The 19,278-nt window shown below is 61.4% G+C and carries 14 protein-coding genes and 1 pseudogene; 10 read left to right on the top strand and 5 right to left on the bottom strand.

What is annotated here, in order from left to right; all coding sequences use genetic code 11:
- Window positions 1–428: 428 nt before the first annotated feature.
- Both Q7J58_RS14680 and Q7J58_RS14675 read left to right on the top strand, forming a co-directional pair.
- Window positions 429–3,983, top strand: coding sequence for an EAL domain-containing protein (locus Q7J58_RS14680; RefSeq protein ID WP_304829507.1), 3,555 nt, complete (start codon window positions 429–431; stop codon window positions 3,981–3,983).
- Between the two features lie 336 nt (window positions 3,984–4,319).
- A pseudogene (locus tag Q7J58_RS14675) lies at window positions 4,320–4,544 on the top strand (IS630 family transposase); the annotation flags it as partial.
- A gap of 9 nt (window positions 4,545–4,553) precedes the next feature.
- On the opposite strand, the gene Q7J58_RS14670 reads toward Q7J58_RS14675, so the two are convergent.
- Entirely contained in the window at window positions 4,554–5,363 is an 810-nt protein-coding gene (locus tag Q7J58_RS14670) for a helix-turn-helix domain-containing protein (protein ID WP_304829504.1), read from the bottom strand.
- A gap of 222 nt (window positions 5,364–5,585) precedes the next feature.
- Between Q7J58_RS14670 and accB the strand changes: the two genes are divergently transcribed.
- From accB to Q7J58_RS14630, 8 genes are all read left to right on the top strand, one after another.
- A complete protein-coding gene (gene accB / locus Q7J58_RS14665; RefSeq protein ID WP_304829503.1) occupies window positions 5,586–6,077 on the top strand; it encodes an acetyl-CoA carboxylase biotin carboxyl carrier protein in 492 nt (163 codons plus the stop codon).
- 8 nt (window positions 6,078–6,085) lie between these two features.
- Window positions 6,086–7,540: a biotin carboxylase N-terminal domain-containing protein gene (locus Q7J58_RS14660; protein WP_304829500.1), complete on the top strand. Its 1,455-nt coding sequence runs from the start codon at window positions 6,086–6,088 to the stop codon at window positions 7,538–7,540.
- On the top strand, window positions 7,537–9,036 hold the full coding sequence (locus Q7J58_RS14655; RefSeq protein ID WP_304829498.1) for a hypothetical protein: 1,500 nt from the start codon (window positions 7,537–7,539) through the stop codon (window positions 9,034–9,036). Before Q7J58_RS14660 ends, Q7J58_RS14655 begins: the two co-directional genes overlap by 4 nt.
- Window positions 9,033–9,899: an HAD hydrolase-like protein gene (locus Q7J58_RS14650; RefSeq protein WP_304829495.1), complete on the top strand. Its 867-nt coding sequence runs from the start codon at window positions 9,033–9,035 to the stop codon at window positions 9,897–9,899. Before Q7J58_RS14655 ends, Q7J58_RS14650 begins: the two co-directional genes overlap by 4 nt.
- The gene (locus tag Q7J58_RS14645) at window positions 9,896–11,917 is read left to right on the top strand and encodes an acetoacetate--CoA ligase (RefSeq protein ID WP_304829492.1); all 2,022 of its coding nucleotides are present in this window, start codon (window positions 9,896–9,898) and stop codon (window positions 11,915–11,917) included. Before Q7J58_RS14650 ends, Q7J58_RS14645 begins: the two co-directional genes overlap by 4 nt.
- Window positions 11,918–12,013: 96 nt before the next feature.
- Complete coding sequence (locus tag Q7J58_RS14640) at window positions 12,014–13,237, top strand: Tm-1-like ATP-binding domain-containing protein (RefSeq protein ID WP_304829489.1); 1,224 nt, start codon at window positions 12,014–12,016, stop codon at window positions 13,235–13,237.
- Between the two features lie 79 nt (window positions 13,238–13,316).
- A complete protein-coding gene (locus Q7J58_RS14635) occupies window positions 13,317–14,183 on the top strand; it encodes an amidohydrolase family protein (RefSeq protein ID WP_304829486.1) in 867 nt (288 codons plus the stop codon).
- A gap of 55 nt (window positions 14,184–14,238) precedes the next feature.
- Window positions 14,239–14,889: a nitroreductase gene (locus Q7J58_RS14630; protein ID WP_304829678.1), complete on the top strand. Its 651-nt coding sequence runs from the start codon at window positions 14,239–14,241 to the stop codon at window positions 14,887–14,889.
- Window positions 14,890–14,894: 5 nt separating this feature from the next.
- Here Q7J58_RS14630 and Q7J58_RS14625 read toward each other — a convergent pair whose 3' ends face one another.
- From Q7J58_RS14625 to Q7J58_RS14610, 4 genes are read right to left on the bottom strand one after another with little or no spacing between them, the layout of a single operon-like run.
- Window positions 14,895–16,082, bottom strand: a complete 1,188-nt coding sequence (locus Q7J58_RS14625) for a thiolase family protein (protein ID WP_304829483.1) — start codon at window positions 16,080–16,082, stop codon at window positions 14,895–14,897.
- Window positions 16,061–17,503, bottom strand: coding sequence for an AMP-binding protein (locus Q7J58_RS14620; protein WP_304829480.1), 1,443 nt, complete (start codon window positions 17,501–17,503; stop codon window positions 16,061–16,063). Before Q7J58_RS14620 ends, Q7J58_RS14625 begins: the two co-directional genes overlap by 22 nt.
- A 10-nt stretch (window positions 17,504–17,513) precedes the next feature.
- Window positions 17,514–18,107 carry a CbiQ family ECF transporter T component gene (locus Q7J58_RS14615; RefSeq protein WP_304829478.1) on the bottom strand — a complete coding sequence of 198 codons (594 nt, stop codon included), beginning with the start codon at window positions 18,105–18,107 and terminating at the stop codon, window positions 17,514–17,516.
- Window positions 18,108–18,113: 6 nt separating this feature from the next.
- Window positions 18,114–18,827, bottom strand: a complete 714-nt coding sequence (locus Q7J58_RS14610; RefSeq protein WP_304829475.1) for an ABC transporter ATP-binding protein — start codon at window positions 18,825–18,827, stop codon at window positions 18,114–18,116.
- Window positions 18,828–19,278 lie beyond the last annotated feature (451 nt).

Here is a 19,278-nt window from a genome sequence, read left to right as displayed (position 1 = left end):
AAAACTTGCGAAGACCTACCGTAGTGGCAACAACCAACCCAAGGACTACAACGGCAACCGCGCTGAATTGCCGCTACCTGCCGGCCCGTGGGAGCCACTACCCCCCACCGGCAATCTCGCCACGGTCGCCGACTGGGTCGTCTCTCTGCTCGGCGCTTATCTCGAAGCCAATACGTAAAGCTGTTTGCAGGATGTTGTACTGGGTGGCCGTTCAGCTTGTAGCTTGTGATTGGCAGGCACAGCCTTGGGGTGCAAGGGATGCCTGTGTCCGTCCCACTGTGTGCTGAATCGCACAGAAGCGTGGATTGATCGAGACTAAGCTTCGGTTTCAACCACAACTGAACAAGCACAGGGCACACCGTTCCCGACAGTGGAGGCATGAGTGACCAGCGGTACTTGCCACACAGGGCTTATTCGCAATGGACGCAATGGAAATTCCTGCATCAAGTCAGGTGGTCATGGATGGCGGATCCGGGCCACAGACTGATGCCACGCAAAAAGCCCTGCGCATTTCCGAAAGCCGCTACCGCCGTTTGTTTGAAGCAGCACAAGACGGCATCTTGCTTTTGAATGCGGACACCGCGCAGATTGAAGATGTCAACCCCTACCTGATCCACATGCTGGGCTACTCGCATGGTGAATTCCTGGGGAAGAAGCTGTGGGAAGTTGGGCCCTTCGCCGACAAGGCCCAGAGCAAAGAGATGTTCGTGGTGCTGCAAGAAAAGGGCTACGTCCGCTACGACGACCTGCCGCTCAGGACCAAAACCGGGGCCACCGTTCAGGTTGAGTTCGTCAGCAATGCCTACGACTGCGAAGGCATCAAGGTCATTCAATGCAACATCCGCAACATCAGCGAACGCCATGCAGACCGGGCCAAAATTCTGCGCTTCACCCAGCTCTACGCCACCTTGAGCCAGTGCAACAAGGCCATCGTGCATTGCAAGACCGAGGCCGAGTTGTTCCAGCGGATATGCACAGTTGCGGTGGAATTCGGCGGCATGAAGATGGCTTGGGTCGGCCTGGTCAACGCCGAGACCCTGCTGGTGCAACCGGTCGCCAGTTTTGGGGATGACACCGCATACCTGAACAACCTGACCATCTCTGTCGATGCCAGCATCCCACTCGGGTGGGGCCCGACAGGGTCGGCTATCCGTGAAAAACAACCCGTCTGGTGCCAGAACTTCCTGATGGATCCCATCACCGCGCCCTGGCACGAACGTGCCAGGCTGGCCGGACTGGCAGCTTCTGCCTCATTGCCACTGTTCAAAAACGGCACGGCAGTTGGCGCTTTCACCTTGTATGCCGGTGAAAACCATGCCTTCGGTGAATCCACGCGTGACCTTTTGATGGAGATGGCTGACGACATCGGCTTCGCGTTGAACCAGTTCGCCAGCGAGTCCCTGCGTCGCCAGATCGAGGCCGACGTTCAACTCAAGAACACCATTCTCAAGACCCAGCAGGAAACATCGCTGGACGGCATTCTGGTGGTGAGCGAGCACGGAATAATCATCTCCTACAACCAGCAGTTCATTGACCTCTGGCAACTGGATCCACAACTGGTGAGCGCCAGGGCGGATGCGCCGGTTCTCCAGGCGGTGGCTGCGCAAACCGGCGATCCTCCAGCCTTTGTGGCCCGTATCCAGTATTTGAATGAGCATCGCGAGGACAAGAGCCGCGAGGACGTGTTGCTCAGAGACGGCAGAATCATCGACCGCTACTCTGCGCCAGTCACCGGCCCTGATCTGACGCACTACGGACGTGTCTGGTATTTCCGCGACATTACCGAACGCAAAAAAGCCGCACAAAAATTCAAAGACCTGCTCGAATCCGCGCCCGATGCGATGGTGATCGTCAACAGCAATGCCGACATGGTGCTGGTCAACGCCCAAGCGGTGCATCTGTTTGGCTGGGGCCGAGATGAGCTTCTGAGCAAGAAAATTCACAGCCTGGTGCCCACGGGTCTTCGCGGCCAGCATTCTGATCACCTCAACGGATTTTTCGAGCAACCGCGTGCGCGAAACATGGGGGCGGGTCTTGACCTGTTTGGCCTGCGCAAGGATGGCAGCGAATTCCCCGTAGAGGTCAGCTTGAGCCCCATGGAGACCGATGAAGGCACGCTGGTCATTGCGGCCATCCGCGATGTGACCGAAAACCGAAAAGCGCAGGAGCGCATCACCTACCTCAACCGTGTGTACGCCATGCTCAGTGGCATCAACACGCTGATTGTGCGAACGGACAGCCGCGAAGATCTGTTCAGACAAGCCTGCCGCATCGCGGTGGACGGCGGGTTCAGCATGGCCATGATCGCCATGGTGGACCCCAAGACCTTGAGACTGGTGCCGATGGCTTCGCAAGGCAAGGACGAGGCGCTGATGAGCGCCATCCACGGCATCTTGTCATCGGATGAAGCCGCCTCAAAAACCATGGGCGCGCGTGCGATCAGGGAGAAGCAAGTCGTGGTTTCCAACCATTCACAACTGGACCCGCAGGTCGTATTCCGCACAAAGTACACCGAATCCGGCATCCACTCCATGGCCGTTTTTCCGCTCATGGTTTCAGATGCGGCGGTGGGCGTGTTTGCGCTGTATGCCAGCGAAGTTGATTTCTTTCACGGCGAAGAGTTGAAGCTGCTCACCGAGCTGGCCGGTGACATCGCGTTTGCCATTGATCACCTTGAAAAACAGGAACGGCTCACCTACCTCGCCTACTACGATGGCCTCACCGGCCTGGCCAATCAAAGTTTGTTTTTGGAGCGGGTTGCCCAATCCTCACGCAGTGCGCTCAGCGCCGGGCACAAGCTGGCCATCGTGCTGATCGACTTGGATCGCTTTAAAAACATCAACGACAGCCTGGGTCGCACCGCCGGCGATGAGCTTCTGAGGAAGGTGGCTCAATGGCTCTCGCGCTACGTTGGCGATGCCAATCGGTTGGCCCGTTTGGGGGCCGATCGTTTTGCGGTGCTCATGCCTGTGGTCAAGCCCGAGAACGATGTGGAGCATCTTCTCGCCAAAATGATGCAGGCCTTTCTGGCGCACCCCTTCCGGTTGAATGAAGCCATCTTCCGCATCGCAGCCAAAGCGGGCGTGGCGCTCTTTCCCGATGACGGTACTGACACCGACATCCTGTTCCGCAATGCCGAGGCTGCGCTCAAAAAGGCCAAGTCAAGCGGCGAGCGCCATTTGTTCTATACGCAAAGCATGAATGAGATGGTGGCAGGCAAGTTGACGATGGAAAACCAGCTTCGCCAGGCCTTGCTGATGGGCGAGTTTGCGCTCCATTACCAGCCCAAAGTGAATCTGGTGAGTGGCAAGGTGACCAGCGCCGAGGCCTTGATCCGGTGGAACAAACCCGGCACAGGACTGGTGCCGCCGAGCCAGTTCATTCCGATTCTGGAAGAAATCGGGTTGATCAATGAGGTGGGGCGCTGGGCACTGCACCAGGCCAATGCAGATTACTTGCGCTGGCACACGGCGGGCCTGGCCCCGGTGCGTATCGCGGTCAATGTGTCTGCGCTGCAACTGCGCAACCGCACTTTTTTTGACGAAGTTCGCCACCTCGTCGAAAGTGATGCCCGCACGGCTGCGGGGCTGGAGCTTGAAATCACCGAAAGCCTGATCATGGAAGATGTCAAACACAGCATCAGCAGCCTGCACGCCATCCGCACCCTGGGCCTGACCATCGCGATTGACGACTTCGGAACAGGATTCTCCTCGCTGAGCTACTTGTCGAAATTGCCAGTGGACACGCTGAAAATTGACCGCTCATTTGTGGTTGACATGACCGCAGCCCCGGAAGGCCTGGCCCTGGTGTCCACCATCATCCATCTGGCGCATGCGCTCAAGCTCAAGGTTGTGGCCGAAGGCGTTGAAACGCAAGAGCAGGCGCGGCTCCTCCGGTTGTTGAACTGCGACGACATGCAGGGCTATCTGTTCAGCCGACCCGTTCCGGCAGGCATCTTCGAAACACAATTTCTGACCCCGTGACCGCCCGGGGCTTTTCTTTATAAAAAAGGACTACTGAGAGTGACCGTAAAAATAAAAAGTGTCAAAAGTCTCCCTCTGTGACGTAAGTTTTGAAAAAGTGTCAAAACGGGCGAAAACAGCAGAGTGGCTTCACCTTTGAAAAATAAAAAGTGTCAAAAACTTGCGAAGACCTACCGTAGTGGCAACAACTAACCCAAGGACTACAACAGCAACCGCGCTAAATTGCCGCGACCTGCCGGCCCGTGGGAGCCACTACCCGGCACCGGCGATCTCGCCACGGTCGCTGACTTGGTCGTCTTTCTGTTCGGCGCTTATCTCGAAGCCAATACGTAAAGCTTCACACCGACCTCTGCATCGTGGCTGAACCAGGTCGAGCGCTGGTTCGCCACCCTCACCGAAAAGTACATCCGTCGCGGCACACATCGCTCGACTCGACAACTCGAGCAGGCGATCAAGCAGTACCTGCAAATCAACAACGCCGACCCCAAGCCATTCACGTGGGTCAAGTCCGCAGATGACATCCTCGCGAGCATCGAGAGATTTTTTTTTGCGAATTTCTAACTCAGGACACTAGGTTCCGACGAGTCGCATCGAAATCTCTCTAGATGCGGCAGTGAGAACCGGTAGGTGCGCCTTCACGACCTGCGGAACGGTCGCCACCTTGTGCATCCACGTCAAATTGAGCGCTGCGATCACCTCGTCACCCGCCCAGATAGGTACCGCAATCGAGTCCCTGTCGTCATTCCACTCTCTGCGGGTCATATCAAAATGTCCACCAAAATCAGGAGTTCGGTGCCCGTATCCCAATCGCCTGGTTTCATCAAGCAGGCGCTCTACCATCGCCGGCTGACGCGCCATGAAGTTGCCAGGTTCGCTGCTCGCCACCAAGCGCTGCAGCATCGCCTGACGCTCACTGTCGCTGCAAAATGCGATGTAAGCGCGACCCGATGCTGACCGCAGCATATTGACCCGAAAGCCTATCGGACCTACTGGCACGTGCGAGAAGTAGGATTTCGGTCGATTGGTCTCGACCACCTCCATGCAATCCAGGCGCGGAACGGCCAATACGGATGGCCAGTTGACTTTACGGCACAGGCGCTCCATCACGGGAGCTGCCACCTCCACCAAGTAGTTCTCGTCATTCAACTGCGGTGCGCGTGGCTGCACAGTGTGGCTAGCCATGTAGGCGCCATCAACCAAGCGCTGCCAGACCATTCCTCGCTTTTCGAGCGTGACGATCAAACGGGTCAAGGTTGCCTTCGGAAGGCCGGTCGCCAGATACAGGTCGTGCAAGCTAGCCGCCCGTGCCTGGTGCAAGTACTGCAGCACCTCAAGGCCCCTATCCAGGGCGCGGATCGTCTTGACCTTGTAATCACGCATGGTTTGTAGATTCCGTTGATTTTCACCAGGAGAAAACTTGATGCGCGATCCTACCTGCTGTCTTGGCTAGCCGCAAATACTCTCGCCATTCCTGGATATCAGATAACGGGACGCAAGAAAAACGACAGGAGACAAGACATTGCCGGGCACAGCCATTCAGCTCGGTACGCCATGTCTCCTCATCTGCTGCACGGTCGCAGTTGCATACAAGGAGATATGTTTATGAGTTTTTCCCACGAAGACGTACAGCGCCTGCTCCAACTGCTGGACAGTTCGCATTTCGATGAGCTGCACCTTGAAGCCGATGGCATCAAGTTGTCCCTGCGCAGGGGTGGTGCGATGGCGGGCCTAGCTCCCAAAGCACCCGTGGCGACGCCGGTCACCGCTGCCTCGGCGCCTCTGCCACCATCCACCCTGGCAACGCCTTCGACAGCCTCCATCGCAGCTGCGCCCCAGACCAGCGGCGACGCGTCCTTGCTGGACGTCCGGGCACCCATGCTAGGTACGTTTTTTGGCGCACCCAAGCCGGGCGCTGAACCTTTTGTTGCCGTCGGAGGTCGCGTCGATGCGAACACGGCTGTGGGGATCATCGAGGTCATGAAGCTGATGAATTCGATCTCTGCGGGTGTCGAAGGTGTGGTGGTCGAGGTGCTGGTCCGCGACGGCGACCTGGTCGAGTTCGATCAGGTTCTAATGCGTGTTCGTCCGGTGTGAGCACGGCCATGAAGACCGCAGACCAACTGGCCGTTGACGGCCCGATCCGGCGGGTGCTGGTGGCCAACCGCGGCGAGATCGCCGTGCGCATCATCCACACGCTCAAGCGCCTGGGCATCGAATCAGTGCTGGCCGTCTCGGCGGCCGACCGCAACAGCATGGGCGCCCGCCTGGCAGACCGCACGGTGTGTATCGGCCCGGCACGCGCCACCGACAGCTACCTGCGCATCGGCACGCTGATCGAGGCAGCGCGGGGTGTCGGCGCCCAGGCTATCCACCCGGGTTACGGCTTTTTGTCGGAACGCGCGGAGTTCGCGGCGGCCTGTGAAGAGAACGGCCTGATCTTCATCGGCCCGACGGCCGAGCAGATAGAACGTGTGGGCAACAAGCTCGAAGCCCGGCGCTGTGCCGAGCAGGCCGAGGTGCCGATTGCGCCTGGTGGCCAGGTGGACAACCTGCCTGCAGCGCTGGAAGTGGCCGAACAGATCGGCTATCCGGTGCTGATCAAGGCCGTGGGCGGTGGCGGTGGGCGCGGCTTGAAGCGCGCTAACACACCGGCTGAGCTGAGCGCGCTGTTCGACCTCGCCAGTTCCGAAGCCCTGGCTGCCTTTGGTGACGGTAGGGTGTACGTGGAATGTTTCGTCACCCAGGGCCGCCATGTGGAGGTGCAGATTTTGGGCGACGGCCAGAGCGTGATCCACCTGGGTGACCGTGATTGCTCGGTGCAGCGCCGCTACCAGAAGCTGGTGGAGGAAGCGCCTGCGCCGCACCTCAGCGATGGGATGCGCCGCGATCTGCACGCTGCGGCAGTGCGCTTTTCCAAACACATCAACTACCGCAGCCTGGGCACCATCGAGTTCTTGGTCGATGTGGCGCGCCAACAGTTCTACTTTCTGGAGATGAACGCGCGCATCCAGGTCGAGCACCCCGTGACTGAGCAGATCACCGGGCTCGATCTGGTGGCCGAACAGATCATCGTGGCGCAGGGGCACGCCTTGCGCATGAAGCAGGCCGACGTTCGGCTGACGGGCCACGCGATCGAGTGCCGCATCAACGCCGAGGACCCGACGCAAGACTTCCGCCCAGCACCCGGCAGGCTCGCCACGGCCCACTTCCCGGCCTGGACGGACCTGCGCGTGGACACCCACATGGAGGCCGGCGCCATGATCCCGCCGTACTACGACTCGATGATCGCCAAGGTCATCGCCACAGGCAGCGACCGCGAGCACGCCCGGCGTCTGCTGGAATCTGCGCTGGCGGATGTGCGCATCGACGGCGTGCTCACCAACATCGCACTGCACCGCGCCGTTCTGGCCACGCCCGAGTTCATCGAAGGCGGGTTCGATACCGGCTTTCTCGGTCGCTTCCTGGCGGGCTCGGGCGCGGCCATCTTTGGCCAGCCTGTCACGCCGCCCGCCGCACAGGCCAGTGCCCCCACCGCTTCTGAAGGACCACGCCCATGAGCGCCAACAGCCTCGACTTCATCGACACCACGCTGCGCGACGGCAACCAGAGCCTGTGGGGTGCCACCGGCCTGCGCACCGGCATGATGCTGGAGGTTGCTCCCGATCTCGACCGCGTCGGCTACCGCGCGCTCGACTTCTCCACCAGCACGCACATGGCAGTGACAGTGCGTTTCCACAAGGAAAACCCCTGGGAGCGAATCCGCCTGATGAAGGCGCGCATGCCGAAAACGCCCCTCAGTTTTCTGTCGACCGGCATGCGTTTCATTTCGTGGGAGACGGCGCACCCCGAACTGATGGCGCTGTCTTACCAGTTGCTGGTTCGCAATGGCATTGAACGTTTCATGGTGATGGACCCCATGAACAACATGCAGGCCGTGACCGACAGCGCCACGGCCATCGCGGCGGCGGGCGCACGCGAGATCGTCGGTGCCATCGTCTACACGGTCAGCCCCATTCACGACGACGCGCACTTTGCCGACGCGGCACGCAAGCTCGCGCTGGTTCCCGCCATCACCCGTGTCTACCTGAAAGACCCGGGTGGCCTGCTCACACCCGAGCGTGCCCGCACGCTGCTGCCCGCGCTGCGCGCCGCGCTGGGCGGCAAGCCGCTGGAGCTGCATTCGCATTGCACCATTGGTCTGGCCCCATTCACCTACGCCGAAGCCCCCGAGCTGGGTGTGCAGACTCTTCACACCGCCACGCGGCCCCTGGGCAACGGCAGCAGCCAGCCGGCCATCGAAAACGTGGTGGCCAACCTGCAAAGCCAAGGCGTCTCGGTCAATCTGGACATGGAAGCCGCAGCCCGCGTCAGCAGCTTCTTCACCCAGCTCGCCGCCGCCGAAGGCCTCGCCACAGGCGTACCGCAGGAGTACGACATGCGCTACTTCCAGCACCAGTTGCCGGGCGGCATGATCGGCACCATGCGGCGCCAGCTGCGCGAAATGCGCCAGGAACACCGCCTACCGGAGGTGTTCGAGGAGGTCGCCCGCGTTCGCCGCGAACTGGGCTACCCGATCATGGTGACGCCGTTTTCGCAGGTGGTCGGCACCATGGCGGTGATGAACGTGTTGGCTCCAACGCGCTACGCCAACGTGCCCGATGAGGTCATTCGCTACGTGATCGGCCGCTTCGGCACGCCACCCGCACCGATGGACGCCAACGTTCGCGACCGGATCGAGCAGCTTCCCCGGGCGCGCGACCTGGCCACGCAGGCCGCCATGCCAGAACTGGCGGAGTTGCGCCGCAAGTTCGATTCGCGCCTGTCGGACGAAGAGTTCATCTTGCGCGCCACCATGCCCGCCGAGCAGGTGGACGCGATGGTGGCTGCAGGTCCCTGCCGCCAGCACTACAGCGCCGTGGCCAGCCCGGTGGAGCGGCTGGTGGGTGAGTTGGCGCGCCGGCCCGATGTCACTCATGCGCGGATTGAACGGGACGGCTTCCTGCTGGACCTGCGGGCCAACCCCACCACCGCAACCCAAGGAGCAACACCATGATTCAGACATTGGCACACACGCCTGGGCCGGCCTACGCAGAAGCGCGCCTGGCCAATGTGCGTGGCTTTGTGTTCGACATCGACGGCACCCTGGCGCTCGCCGACAAGCTGCTGAGTGGCTACCAACCGTTGCCGGGAGCCTGCGAGTTGCTGGCCTTGTTGCGCCAACGGCGCATCCCCTATGTCGGGTTCACCAACGGCAGCACCAAGACGCCACAGAAGTTGTCGGAGGCCCTGACGGCCATCGGCATCGAGCTCGACGAGCGGCACACACTGACACCCGTCAGCGTGGCAGTCGACCTGTTTCAACGCCGTGGCTACAAAAGGTTGCTGGTACTCGGCGGCGAAGGCGTCTGGAAGCCGCTAGCCGATGCCGGCTTTGATGTCGTGCGCTCGCCTGAGCGAGCAGACGATGCCGAAGCAGTGCTGATCGGCTGGCATCCTGAATTTGGTCTGGGCGACCTGGACGCCGCTTGCAAGGCCGTGTGGGCCGGCGCGGCGTTTTACACCGTCTCCAAAGCCGCCGTCGTGGCCAGCCGGGAAGGCCGCACGCTGGGCATCTCGGGTGCGCTTGCGGCGGCGGTGACCAGTGTCACGGGCAAGAAGGCAGTGGTCGTCGGCAAGCCATCACCGCAGGCACTGACTTGCGCCAGTGGCCGCTTGGGCGGTGTGAGGCCGGCCCAGATGGCGATCGTCGGTGACGACATCAGCCTGGAAAACGCGATGGCCCACCGGGGCGGCGCGATGTCGATTGGCGTGCACACGGGCTTGAACAGCGCCGAGGACTTCGAACGTCTGGCGCCAGCCAGCCGCGCCCACCTCTCAATCAGCGGCGTCGACCGCTTGCTGGAGTTGTTGAAATGACCACCTCGAATGCATTAGTGGCGCCCGTCGAGGTGCTGTGGACGCCCCAATCGGATCAGATTGAGCCTACCCGGCTCACAGCCTACATGCGCTGGCTGGCCACCGACAGGGGGCTGAGCTTCAACACCTACGGCGCCCTGTGGCAGTGGTCCGTGGATGAGCTGGAGGCTTTCTGGCAGTCGATCTGGGACTACTTCGACGTGCAAGCCGATGGGGACTGCGAGCCCGTGCTGGGCACACAGGACATGCCCGGCGCGCAGTGGTTCCCGAATGCCCAGTTGAACTACGCTGAGCATGTGTTTCGACGCGCCACCGATGAACGCCCAGCGATCATCGCGCGCAGCGAAGACACCGGCACCTACGAGGTCTCCTGGTCCGACCTCCAGCGCGATACCGGCGCCATGGCGGCCTACCTTCGCGCCTTGGGCGTGGGTCCTGGTGACCGCGTGGCGTCTTACATGCCCAACCGGCCCGAGACGGTGGTGGCCTTCTTGGCCTGCGCCAGCCTGGGCGCGATCTGGTCCAGCTGTTCGCCCGACATGGGTGCCACCGTGGTGCTCGACCGCTTCCGCCAGATCGAACCCAAGGTGTTGCTGGCCGTGGACAGCTACAGCTACAACGGCAAGACGCACGATCGTCGCGAGCTGGTCGATGAGTTGCTGGGAGCCTTGCCGACCGTTCGGCATGTGATCCACGTCGCAGGGCCGATCTGTCGCGCCGCGTCCCACAAACCGCCGGCGTGGCGCGACCGAAAAGAATGGTCTGAGGCCATAGCTGCTGACGCCGAGTTGCGCTTTGAGCGCCTGCCGTTCTCACATCCGCTGTGGATCGTCTACTCGTCGGGCACCACCGGATTGCCGAAGGCCATCGTGCACAGCCAGGGCGGCATCGTGCTGACGCACCTGAAGACCATGGCGCTGCAGCACGATCTGCGGCCCGCCGACCGGCTGCTGTTCCTGGGCGGCACCGGCTGGATCGTCTGGAACCTGCAGCTCGGTGCTTTGTTGACCGGCGCGAGCATCGTGCTCTACGACGGCAACCCGGCCTGGCCCGATGCGGCAGCGCTGTGGCGCTTCATCGACGAACAGAAAGTGACCCTGTTCGGTTGTGGCGCGGCCTACCTCATCAACTGCAAGAAAGACGGGCTACGGCCGCGCGACATTGCGCCGCTCCAGAGCCTGCGCGCGATCAACGCCACGGGGTCACCGCTGCCCGTCGACGCCTACCACTGGGTCTACGACGCGGTAAAGCCCGACCTGTGGCTTGCCTCGATCAGCGGCGGTACCGACATCGCCTCCGGCTTCGTGGCCTGCGCGCCGATCCTGCCCGTGACGGCGGGTGAGATCCAGTGCCGCGAGCTGGGCGTGGCGGCCTATGCGTTCAACGATAAAGGCGAATCCGTGATTGACGAGGTGGGCGAACTGGTGATCACCAAGCCCATGCCCTCGATGCCGATCTTCTTCTGGGGCGATCCGGAGCACCGGCGCTACCTGGAGAGCTACTTCGAGATGTACCCCGGCCTCTGGCGCCACGGCGACTGGATCCGCTTCACCGAGCGCGGCACCTCGGTGATTTACGGCCGCTCGGATTCGACCATCAACCGCTACGGCATCCGCATGGGCACAGCCGAAATCTACCGGGTGGTGGAAGAGCTGCCAGAGATCCGCGACAGCCTTGTGATTGATCTTGAATACCTCGGCCGACCCTCGTTCATGCCACTGTTCGTGGTGCTGGAGCCAGACCAGGTGCTGAACGACGCCTTGAAAGCCCGGATCGTTCAACAGATCAAGACCAAGGCGTCTGCCAGGCATGTGCCCAACGAGATCTACCAGGTTGACGAAATCCCGCGCACGCTCACCGGCAAGAAGATGGAGGTGCCGGTGCGCAAGCTGTTGCTCGGGGCAGAGCCCGAGAAAGTGGCCAGTCCTGATGCGATGGCCAACCCGAAGAGTATTTCCTTTTTTCAGCGACTGGCAGAACAGCTGAAAAATGAGCTGAATGCTCCGCAAACCAGCTGACCCGATGTCACAACCGATCGTTTTTTAACCCCCCGCGGAAAGCTGCAATTCGACGGCAACCGCATACCTACCGTGTAGCAACCCAAGGAGACAAGCATGAGCAACAAACCCAAAGTCCTGATGATCATCACGCTGGACACCAAGGCAGTGGAAGCGAAATTCATTCGCGAGGTGCTGGAGTCGCAGGGCGTGGACGTGGTCCACCTCGACGCCAGCATCCGCAGGTCCACCGATTCAACAGTCGAGATCCCGCCTGAGTCGATTGCGGCGGCGGCCGGCAAGACCCTGGAAGAGGTGCGCGACCTGAAGCACGAAGGCAAATGCCAAGGGGTCATGATCGAAGGCTCGGTCAAGTGCGCGCTGGAGTACCACGCCAAGCACGGCCTGAGCGGCATCATCGGCGTGGGAGGCTCGATGGGCACGGCCCTGGGCACCGTCGTCATGGGCATGTTTCCCTACGGCCTGCCCAAGGTGATGGTGTCCACCATGGCCTCGGGCTTCACCAAGCCCTTCATCGGCGCCAAGGACATCAACATGTTCAACCCGGTGTGCGACATCGCCGGCCTGAACAGCATCACCCGTGACGTGTTCCGCAATGCCGCGCTGGCCACCGCCGCCATGGCCAAGAACTACTCGCCCACACGCGTCGAACCCAAGCCGCTGGTGGCGATGACGACGCTCAGCACCATCGACGCCTGCACCGTCAACGTGCGCAAACAGCTCGAAGCCAAGGGCTTTGAAGTGATGGTGTTCCACACCCTGGGCACCGGCGGCATGGCGATGGACCAGATCGTGAGTGAACGCGACGTGGTAGCGGTGGTCGACACCTCGCTGGTGGAGATCAACGACTTTCTCAACAACGGCCTGTGCAGCGCCGGCCCGGACCGCGCCAAGTCGGCCCTGGCCAAGGGCGTGCCGGTGATCTTTGCGCCGGGCAATGCCGACTTCATGGTGGCCGGCCCGATCGACATGGCCAAGACCATGTTCCCCAACCACCGCTACCACATGCACAACCACGCCCTGACGGCGGTGCGCACCGAGCCGAGCGAGCTCAAGGCGCTGGCCAGCCACATGGGCGGCCTGATCGCCGACGCCAAGGGCCCCGTGTCGTTCTTCGTGCCGCTCACCGGCTTCTCTCACCACGACAGCCCGGAAGGCCACCTGCACGATCCGGCCATGTGCCCGGTGTTCCTGGATGCCTTGAGGGAGGCCTTGCCGAAGACGGTGGTAGCTCGCGAGTTCAACTGCCACATCAACGACGCGCAGTTCGCGGACGCCATCGTCGAGCAGGTGTTGATCTACACCAAAACCGACAGTTGACCCCCAGCGTGAAGGTACGGGGTGGAGGCAGACTGCTTTGCCGTACACCGACTTCTATCCCACTCAAGCAGCAAACAACATGGACTACAAGAACCTCATCGCGATCGACATCCACACCCACGCCGAAGTGAGTTGTCGCAACCCCTTCGACAACTACGGCGAGGAGTACGACCGGGCCGCCGACAAGTTCTTCGGCAGCAGCCGCCGTCCCACGATAGCCGAGACTGTCACCTACTACCGTGAGAAGAAGATCGGCCTGGTGATGTTCACGGTCGACAGCGAGTCGCAACTCGGCCGACGCCGCATTCCGAACGAGGAGATCGCGCAGGCCGCGCGCGAAAACAGCGACATGATGATTGCCTTCGCGAGCATCGACCCGCACAAGGGCAAGATGGGTGCGCGCGAAGCCGAACGCCTGATCCAGGAGGAAGACATCAAGGGCTTCAAATTCCACCCCACGGTGCAGGGCTACCACCCCTACGACAAGATGGCCTGGCCCATCTACGAGGTGATCAACGCGCACAAACTGCCGGCCATCTTTCACACCGGCCACAGCGGCATCGGCTCGGGCATGCGCTGCGGCGGCGGCTTGCGGCTGGAGTACAGCAACCCCATGCACCTGGACTACGTGGCGATCGACTTCCCCGACATGCAGATCGTCATGGCGCACCCCAGCTTTCCCTGGCAGGACGAGGCGCTGTCGGTCGCCACGCACAAGCCCAATGTGTGGATCGACCTCTCCGGCTGGAGCCCGAAATACTTTCCCAAGCAGTTGGTGCAGTACGCCAACACGCTGCTGAAAGACCGCATTTTGTTTGGCAGCGACTACCCGCTGATCACGCCCGAGCGCTGGATGAAGGATTTCGAAGTTGCAGGCTTCAAGCCCGAGGTGATGCCAGGCATTCTGAAAGGCAACGCTGTCCGGTTGCTCGGTCTTGACGTCTGAAGCGAACCTCATACCATGTTTGCTGTCTTTGACTGCTCAATATGCCCACGCAGCCATGGTGCGGTCTCGCCGTTCGGTGCGGGCCTATCGTCCTTCGCCGGTTCCACCCTCCCTCTTGCGAGGCATACTCGAAACGGCCCGTCTTGCACCGAGTGGAGCCAACCTGCAGCCAGGCAGATTCATTGCCATACAGGGAACGGTCAGGCAGCACCTGTGCGACGAATTGGTCCAGAGTTGGCAACAAGGAAGGCAAGAAGTAGAAGACTACGGCTACTTTCCCAATCCCATGCCCAAAACCTTGAGGCGCCGCCAGGTGGCGGCTGCTCAAGCGTTGTACTCGGCATTGGTGATCCCACGCGAAGACCGCGCGGGTCGCAACGGACAGTTCGAACGCAACTTCCGCTTTTTCGATGCACCAGTGGCGCTCATCATCACCATCGAGAACGACTTCGGTAGCGGCGGTTACATGGATTTGGGCATGTCTATCTACGGCTTGATGCTGGCAGCCCAGTCACACGGTCTTTCAACTTGCGCCATCGGTGCCATGGCTTCGTTCCCAGGCCTCATCCGACGCCATCTGGGTCTGGACGAGCGCACCCACATTGTCTGTGGGATGGCCATGGGCTACGCTGATCTCGAAGCGCCGGTCAATCAGACCCAGACCACCAGGTGCAGTCTCGACGAGTATTTCCGCACCATAGGCTGAAGCCTTCAGACGCGTCGCACGATCGCGGCAGCACCGATTCCACCAGCTCCCGCCACCGCCGTCATGCCCTGGTCACCTCTCGCGCCTTCATGCGCCAAGTCTGCCAGCAGCCTCACAAGCGCCACAGCTCCCGAGGCGCCGATGGGGTGACCACGCGCCAATCCACCCCCGTTCCGATTCAGACGCTGTGGTTGCAAGGAAAGCGCTTGAGCAAAGCTCAACCCCTGCACTGCGAACGCATCGTGCAGTTCGACAGCAGCGAGGCCATCGGCATTGTGCAATCCGGCCCGATCCATCGCTGCACGTGCAGCGGCCTCGGCCGCCAGCAGTGGGGTTTCGGATGGATTGCCGACGGATGCGCTGGCTACCCACACGGCCCGTGATGAAAGATTCCATCTCTTGCAGGCCATTTCATTGGCCAGCAGCACGAAGGCTGCGCCATCGGCTTTGCCCGATATGCCCAAGGGGCTGAGGCGGCAGTCCGGCTGCTGGCCCAGCAACTCGGACCAGTCCCGGCCCAGATCCCTCGCTCTGACGGCGGCGGGCATGCGCGCCACGCGCTCAGCGAGTAATTTGCGAGGACCCAGATCGTGTGTCACGCTAGCCACAGGCACGAGCTCGTCGGCCCACGTAGTGCCTTGAACACTGGCCAGAGCGTGGCTGCGCAAGGTGTAAGCGTCTTGCTGCTGCCGAGTCCAGCCAGCCTGCAACGCGTAACGAGCCGCTGAGACCAGCATATCTGGGTCGCGCTCTGGGTCTGGCGCAAACGCAGGGCGCTCATAGGGGACCGCTGGCTCACCGGGATGTCGTGGCCGGTGCTGCCGGATGGGCGATCGACTCCAAGCCTCCACCCCACCGGCCACCACCAGTGAAGCTTGTCCCGAACCAAGCAAACCCACCGCCATGGTGACGGCGTCGAGACCCGAGCAACACTGGGTATCGACCGTGAAACACGCACAGCGATCAGAAAGACCTGCAGCCAGTGCGACCATGCGCGCAGGGTTGCCGCCTGCACCCAGTGCATTGCCGACCACCACGGCATCGACCTCACCGGGTGCAACGCCCGCGCGGGCCAGCAGTGCCTGCAACACAGGCGCGCCGATCTCGTGAGGTTCGAGCTGACCAAAGGCCCCTCCACGGGGAACCACAGCGCTGCGTGCCCATCCGGCGATCAGTGCAGGCGACGCAGACATGGCGAAACGTTGTCCCTGGATCCGTCGCTGTGCTGCTCAAGAACTTGGGCCAGCTTGTTGTGATCGGTCTTGCCACTGGCGGTCCATGGCCATTCGTTGCAGACATAGACATGGCGTGGCACCTTGTACGCCTCAAGGTGTTCTCGGCACCAGTTCATCAGTTCGTTCTTGACCACCGCTCTACCCGCTTGGGTTCGAACTATGGCCACCACCTGCTGGCCCCGGACAGGATGCGGTAGGCCATGAACCGACGCTGTGTCAACCGACGGGCACGCCGCCAATACGGTTTCCACCTCTTCTGGGAACAGGTTCTTGCCCTGGGTCACGACCATGCGGTTCTGACGGCCCATCAGTAGCAGACGACCTTGCGCGTCGAAATGGCCGACATCGCGCACCGATATCCACTCATCCGTCCGCAGAGCGGCCGTGGCATCCCGGTTTCCCCCGATGTAATCCATGAACAACATGGGACTGCGTACGTAAATCAGTCCAGAACCATCGGCCTCTTGGGGATCCCGGATGTCGATGTCCACATTGGCAAAGGGATACCCCACCACGTTTGCGGGAACGGCCGCATCGGCTGGTATCCATGAAATGAAACTGGTTTCGGAGGCCCCGTAGAACTCGATGATGCGAGCGCGCGGAAAGAGCGCCTGCACCGCGGGCGTGTGTTCACGTGTCCAGCGCGCTCCACTGATCATGATCAGGCGCACGCATTCCATGGGTGCCTTATAGCGACGGGCGGCCAACTCCAGCAACATCAGCAACTGGCTGGGCACTGCCACCAAACTGGGCGTGGCGCCCTGGGCCAGAGTGTCGATCAGCTCGGCAGCAGAGAATCGCTCCTGCACTACCACGCCCGCACCGCTCCAGAGTCCGAAGAGGATGCCAAACAGAAACAGCGAATGCGAGAGGCGCCCAGGCACCATCAGACGGGAGCAGGCATCAGGCCCGAAGGTCTGTGCGCAGATTCGGAAGCTTTCGACCCAGGACCTGTGGTGGCGTCGGAAACCCTTTGGAAGGCCCGTGCTACCGGACGTGAAGCCGACATAGAACGGCGTGTTGGGTCCGGGCGGTGCACATGAAACCGGTGCGGAGTCCAGCAGTTCCAGCACCGATCGACGGGTGGCAGGGGTCCAGTCTGGATCGCTGACCGCCGCACACCGGCCACTGGCGATCGTGGCCAGAAAATCGATCACCCTGTTTTGAATCGGCAACTCGTCGTCGATCAACACGGTGGCTGGCGCCCGCGAGAGTTCCAGCGTCAAGGCAGCTTGCTGGACCCTCGCGTACAGCTCGGCAAAACTCAGTGTCGACTGGCCCTCCAAGATTGCTGCCTTGTCTGCTCGCTGGATGGCCCAGCGGGCCAGCGACGAATGAACTAACTCGGAAGGAGAATCTTGAATCGTGGCAAGGTTCATTGCTCGATCTCTACTTGCCCATTCGCAACTGGAGTGCATCGCCGACCCGTCTTGCTGCCACCAGCATCAGAATGGACAAAGGGGGAATCAGGCGCCAACCGCCCGAACGACCGGTACGCACCCTGTGGGCATCGTCCAGTCGTTTCCACTGAATAAAGAAATGTTCGGTGAACCGGATCATGAGCGCCAGCTGCAGGCTGATTCGGCCCACGCGAACACCCAGGCAACCCAGCGGTGACAGCAGCCGTTCGAACACGCTCAGCGTCTCGGTATGGCGTGTGCTCATCGAAAGCGACACGCCCAGCAGGGTCATGGTCAGCAAGCGCGCGGCACTGGCCAGCCCCAGCGTGACCTGACCCAGGCAGGCGTGGAAGCCTGCCACCAACGATGCAGCGATCAACACGGACAGCACTAACCGGCGTGCGCCCGGAGCGGGGCGCCCGAGCGAGAGAAACACCACGGTAGAGACACCTGCTGCAAGCGCTAGCACCAGCAACTCCTCGGTCAGGAAGAGGACGGAACCGGTCACCGCCAGCCCCAACAACTTGAGGCCGGGAGCCCAGCCATGCAACCAGGTGCGTTGTTCGAGGTACAGGCTCTGCATGCGAAATCAAATCAGTGCAAGCGTTGAGCCAGGGTGCAAGCGATGGGAATCCATTCGGCGCGCAATATCGACCTCGTAGGCGGCGCAGACCTCTTGACCAGGTCCATCACCACGCACCTGACCCTCGGCAAGCCAGACTACACGTTCGAAGTGGCGCACGTGATTCAGCACATGCGTGGAGACAATGATCTGTTGCGGGGCCTGTTGAATTTCATGGGACAGCAAAATCTGGCCAGGCAGGTCCAGGCTGGCGAAGGGCTCATCCAGCAACAGCAGGACCGGTGCAGCGATGGTCAGGGCCAGCCAACAAACGAGTTGGCGCTGCCCCTGGCTGAGACAGGCGATGGCCCGTTCAGCCCAATGACCCAAACCACGGTCGCGGAGGAATTCGCGCACCTGTTCACGCGCTTGCCGACGCGGCACACCACTGACTTCCAAGCCCAGAGCGAGCTCCTCTTCCACCGTGGGAAAGATGATCTGCTCGTCCGGGCTTTGGAACATCATGCCCACCGGTCTCTCGCAGAGGTCAGTCGGCCCCACGTCGTTGCCATGCACCGAAATGCGTCCTGCGCTGGGCGTGTCCAATCCGCAAAGCAGGCGAAACAAACTGCTCTTGCCGGCGCCGTTGTCACCAATGAGTCCGATGCGGGACTCAACAAGTTCGAGGTTGAGACCACTGAAGACTGTAGTGCTCCCACGGCGCAAGGTGACACTCTCCATGCGAACGGTTCGAGCAGTATCCTGATTCGGCACTGATAACACCCTTGCAGCAATGAATGCGCGATTTCAGCAGGCGTTGGCAACCCGCGATAGTCCGACATGCAGGTACCTGTGTCGATACCTGACAGCTTGGCAGGGACATGCTGGAGCAATCGCACGCCAGACACAGGGGGCTTATGGTGCAGTGCGGCCACCGAATGGCCAGTCGGGAAGTCCGCGAGCCACAGTGTGCACGACGGTGGCGCAGACCACGCACTTGAGCAGATCACCTGGCACAAACACCAGCGTGCCGACAATGGCTTGCGACCAACTCAGAGGCTGAGAGTTTTTCGACGCTCACAGCGCCGATCATGCCCGTTGCGTATCACGCCGAGCGCGCCGACATGCGCACGAATGGCATCGCCGATGTACGTGGCGAGCGTCTATGGCTCGATCAAGAGCCTTATTTGGA

The sequence above is a fragment of the Hydrogenophaga sp. genome (genome assembly GCF_030656115.1).
In the GTDB taxonomy this organism is placed as follows: Bacteria; Pseudomonadota; Gammaproteobacteria; order Burkholderiales; family Burkholderiaceae_C; genus Hydrogenophaga.
The sequence above is the reverse complement of the archived record's forward strand: the minus strand, read 5'-3'. Positions and strand labels throughout refer to the sequence as shown.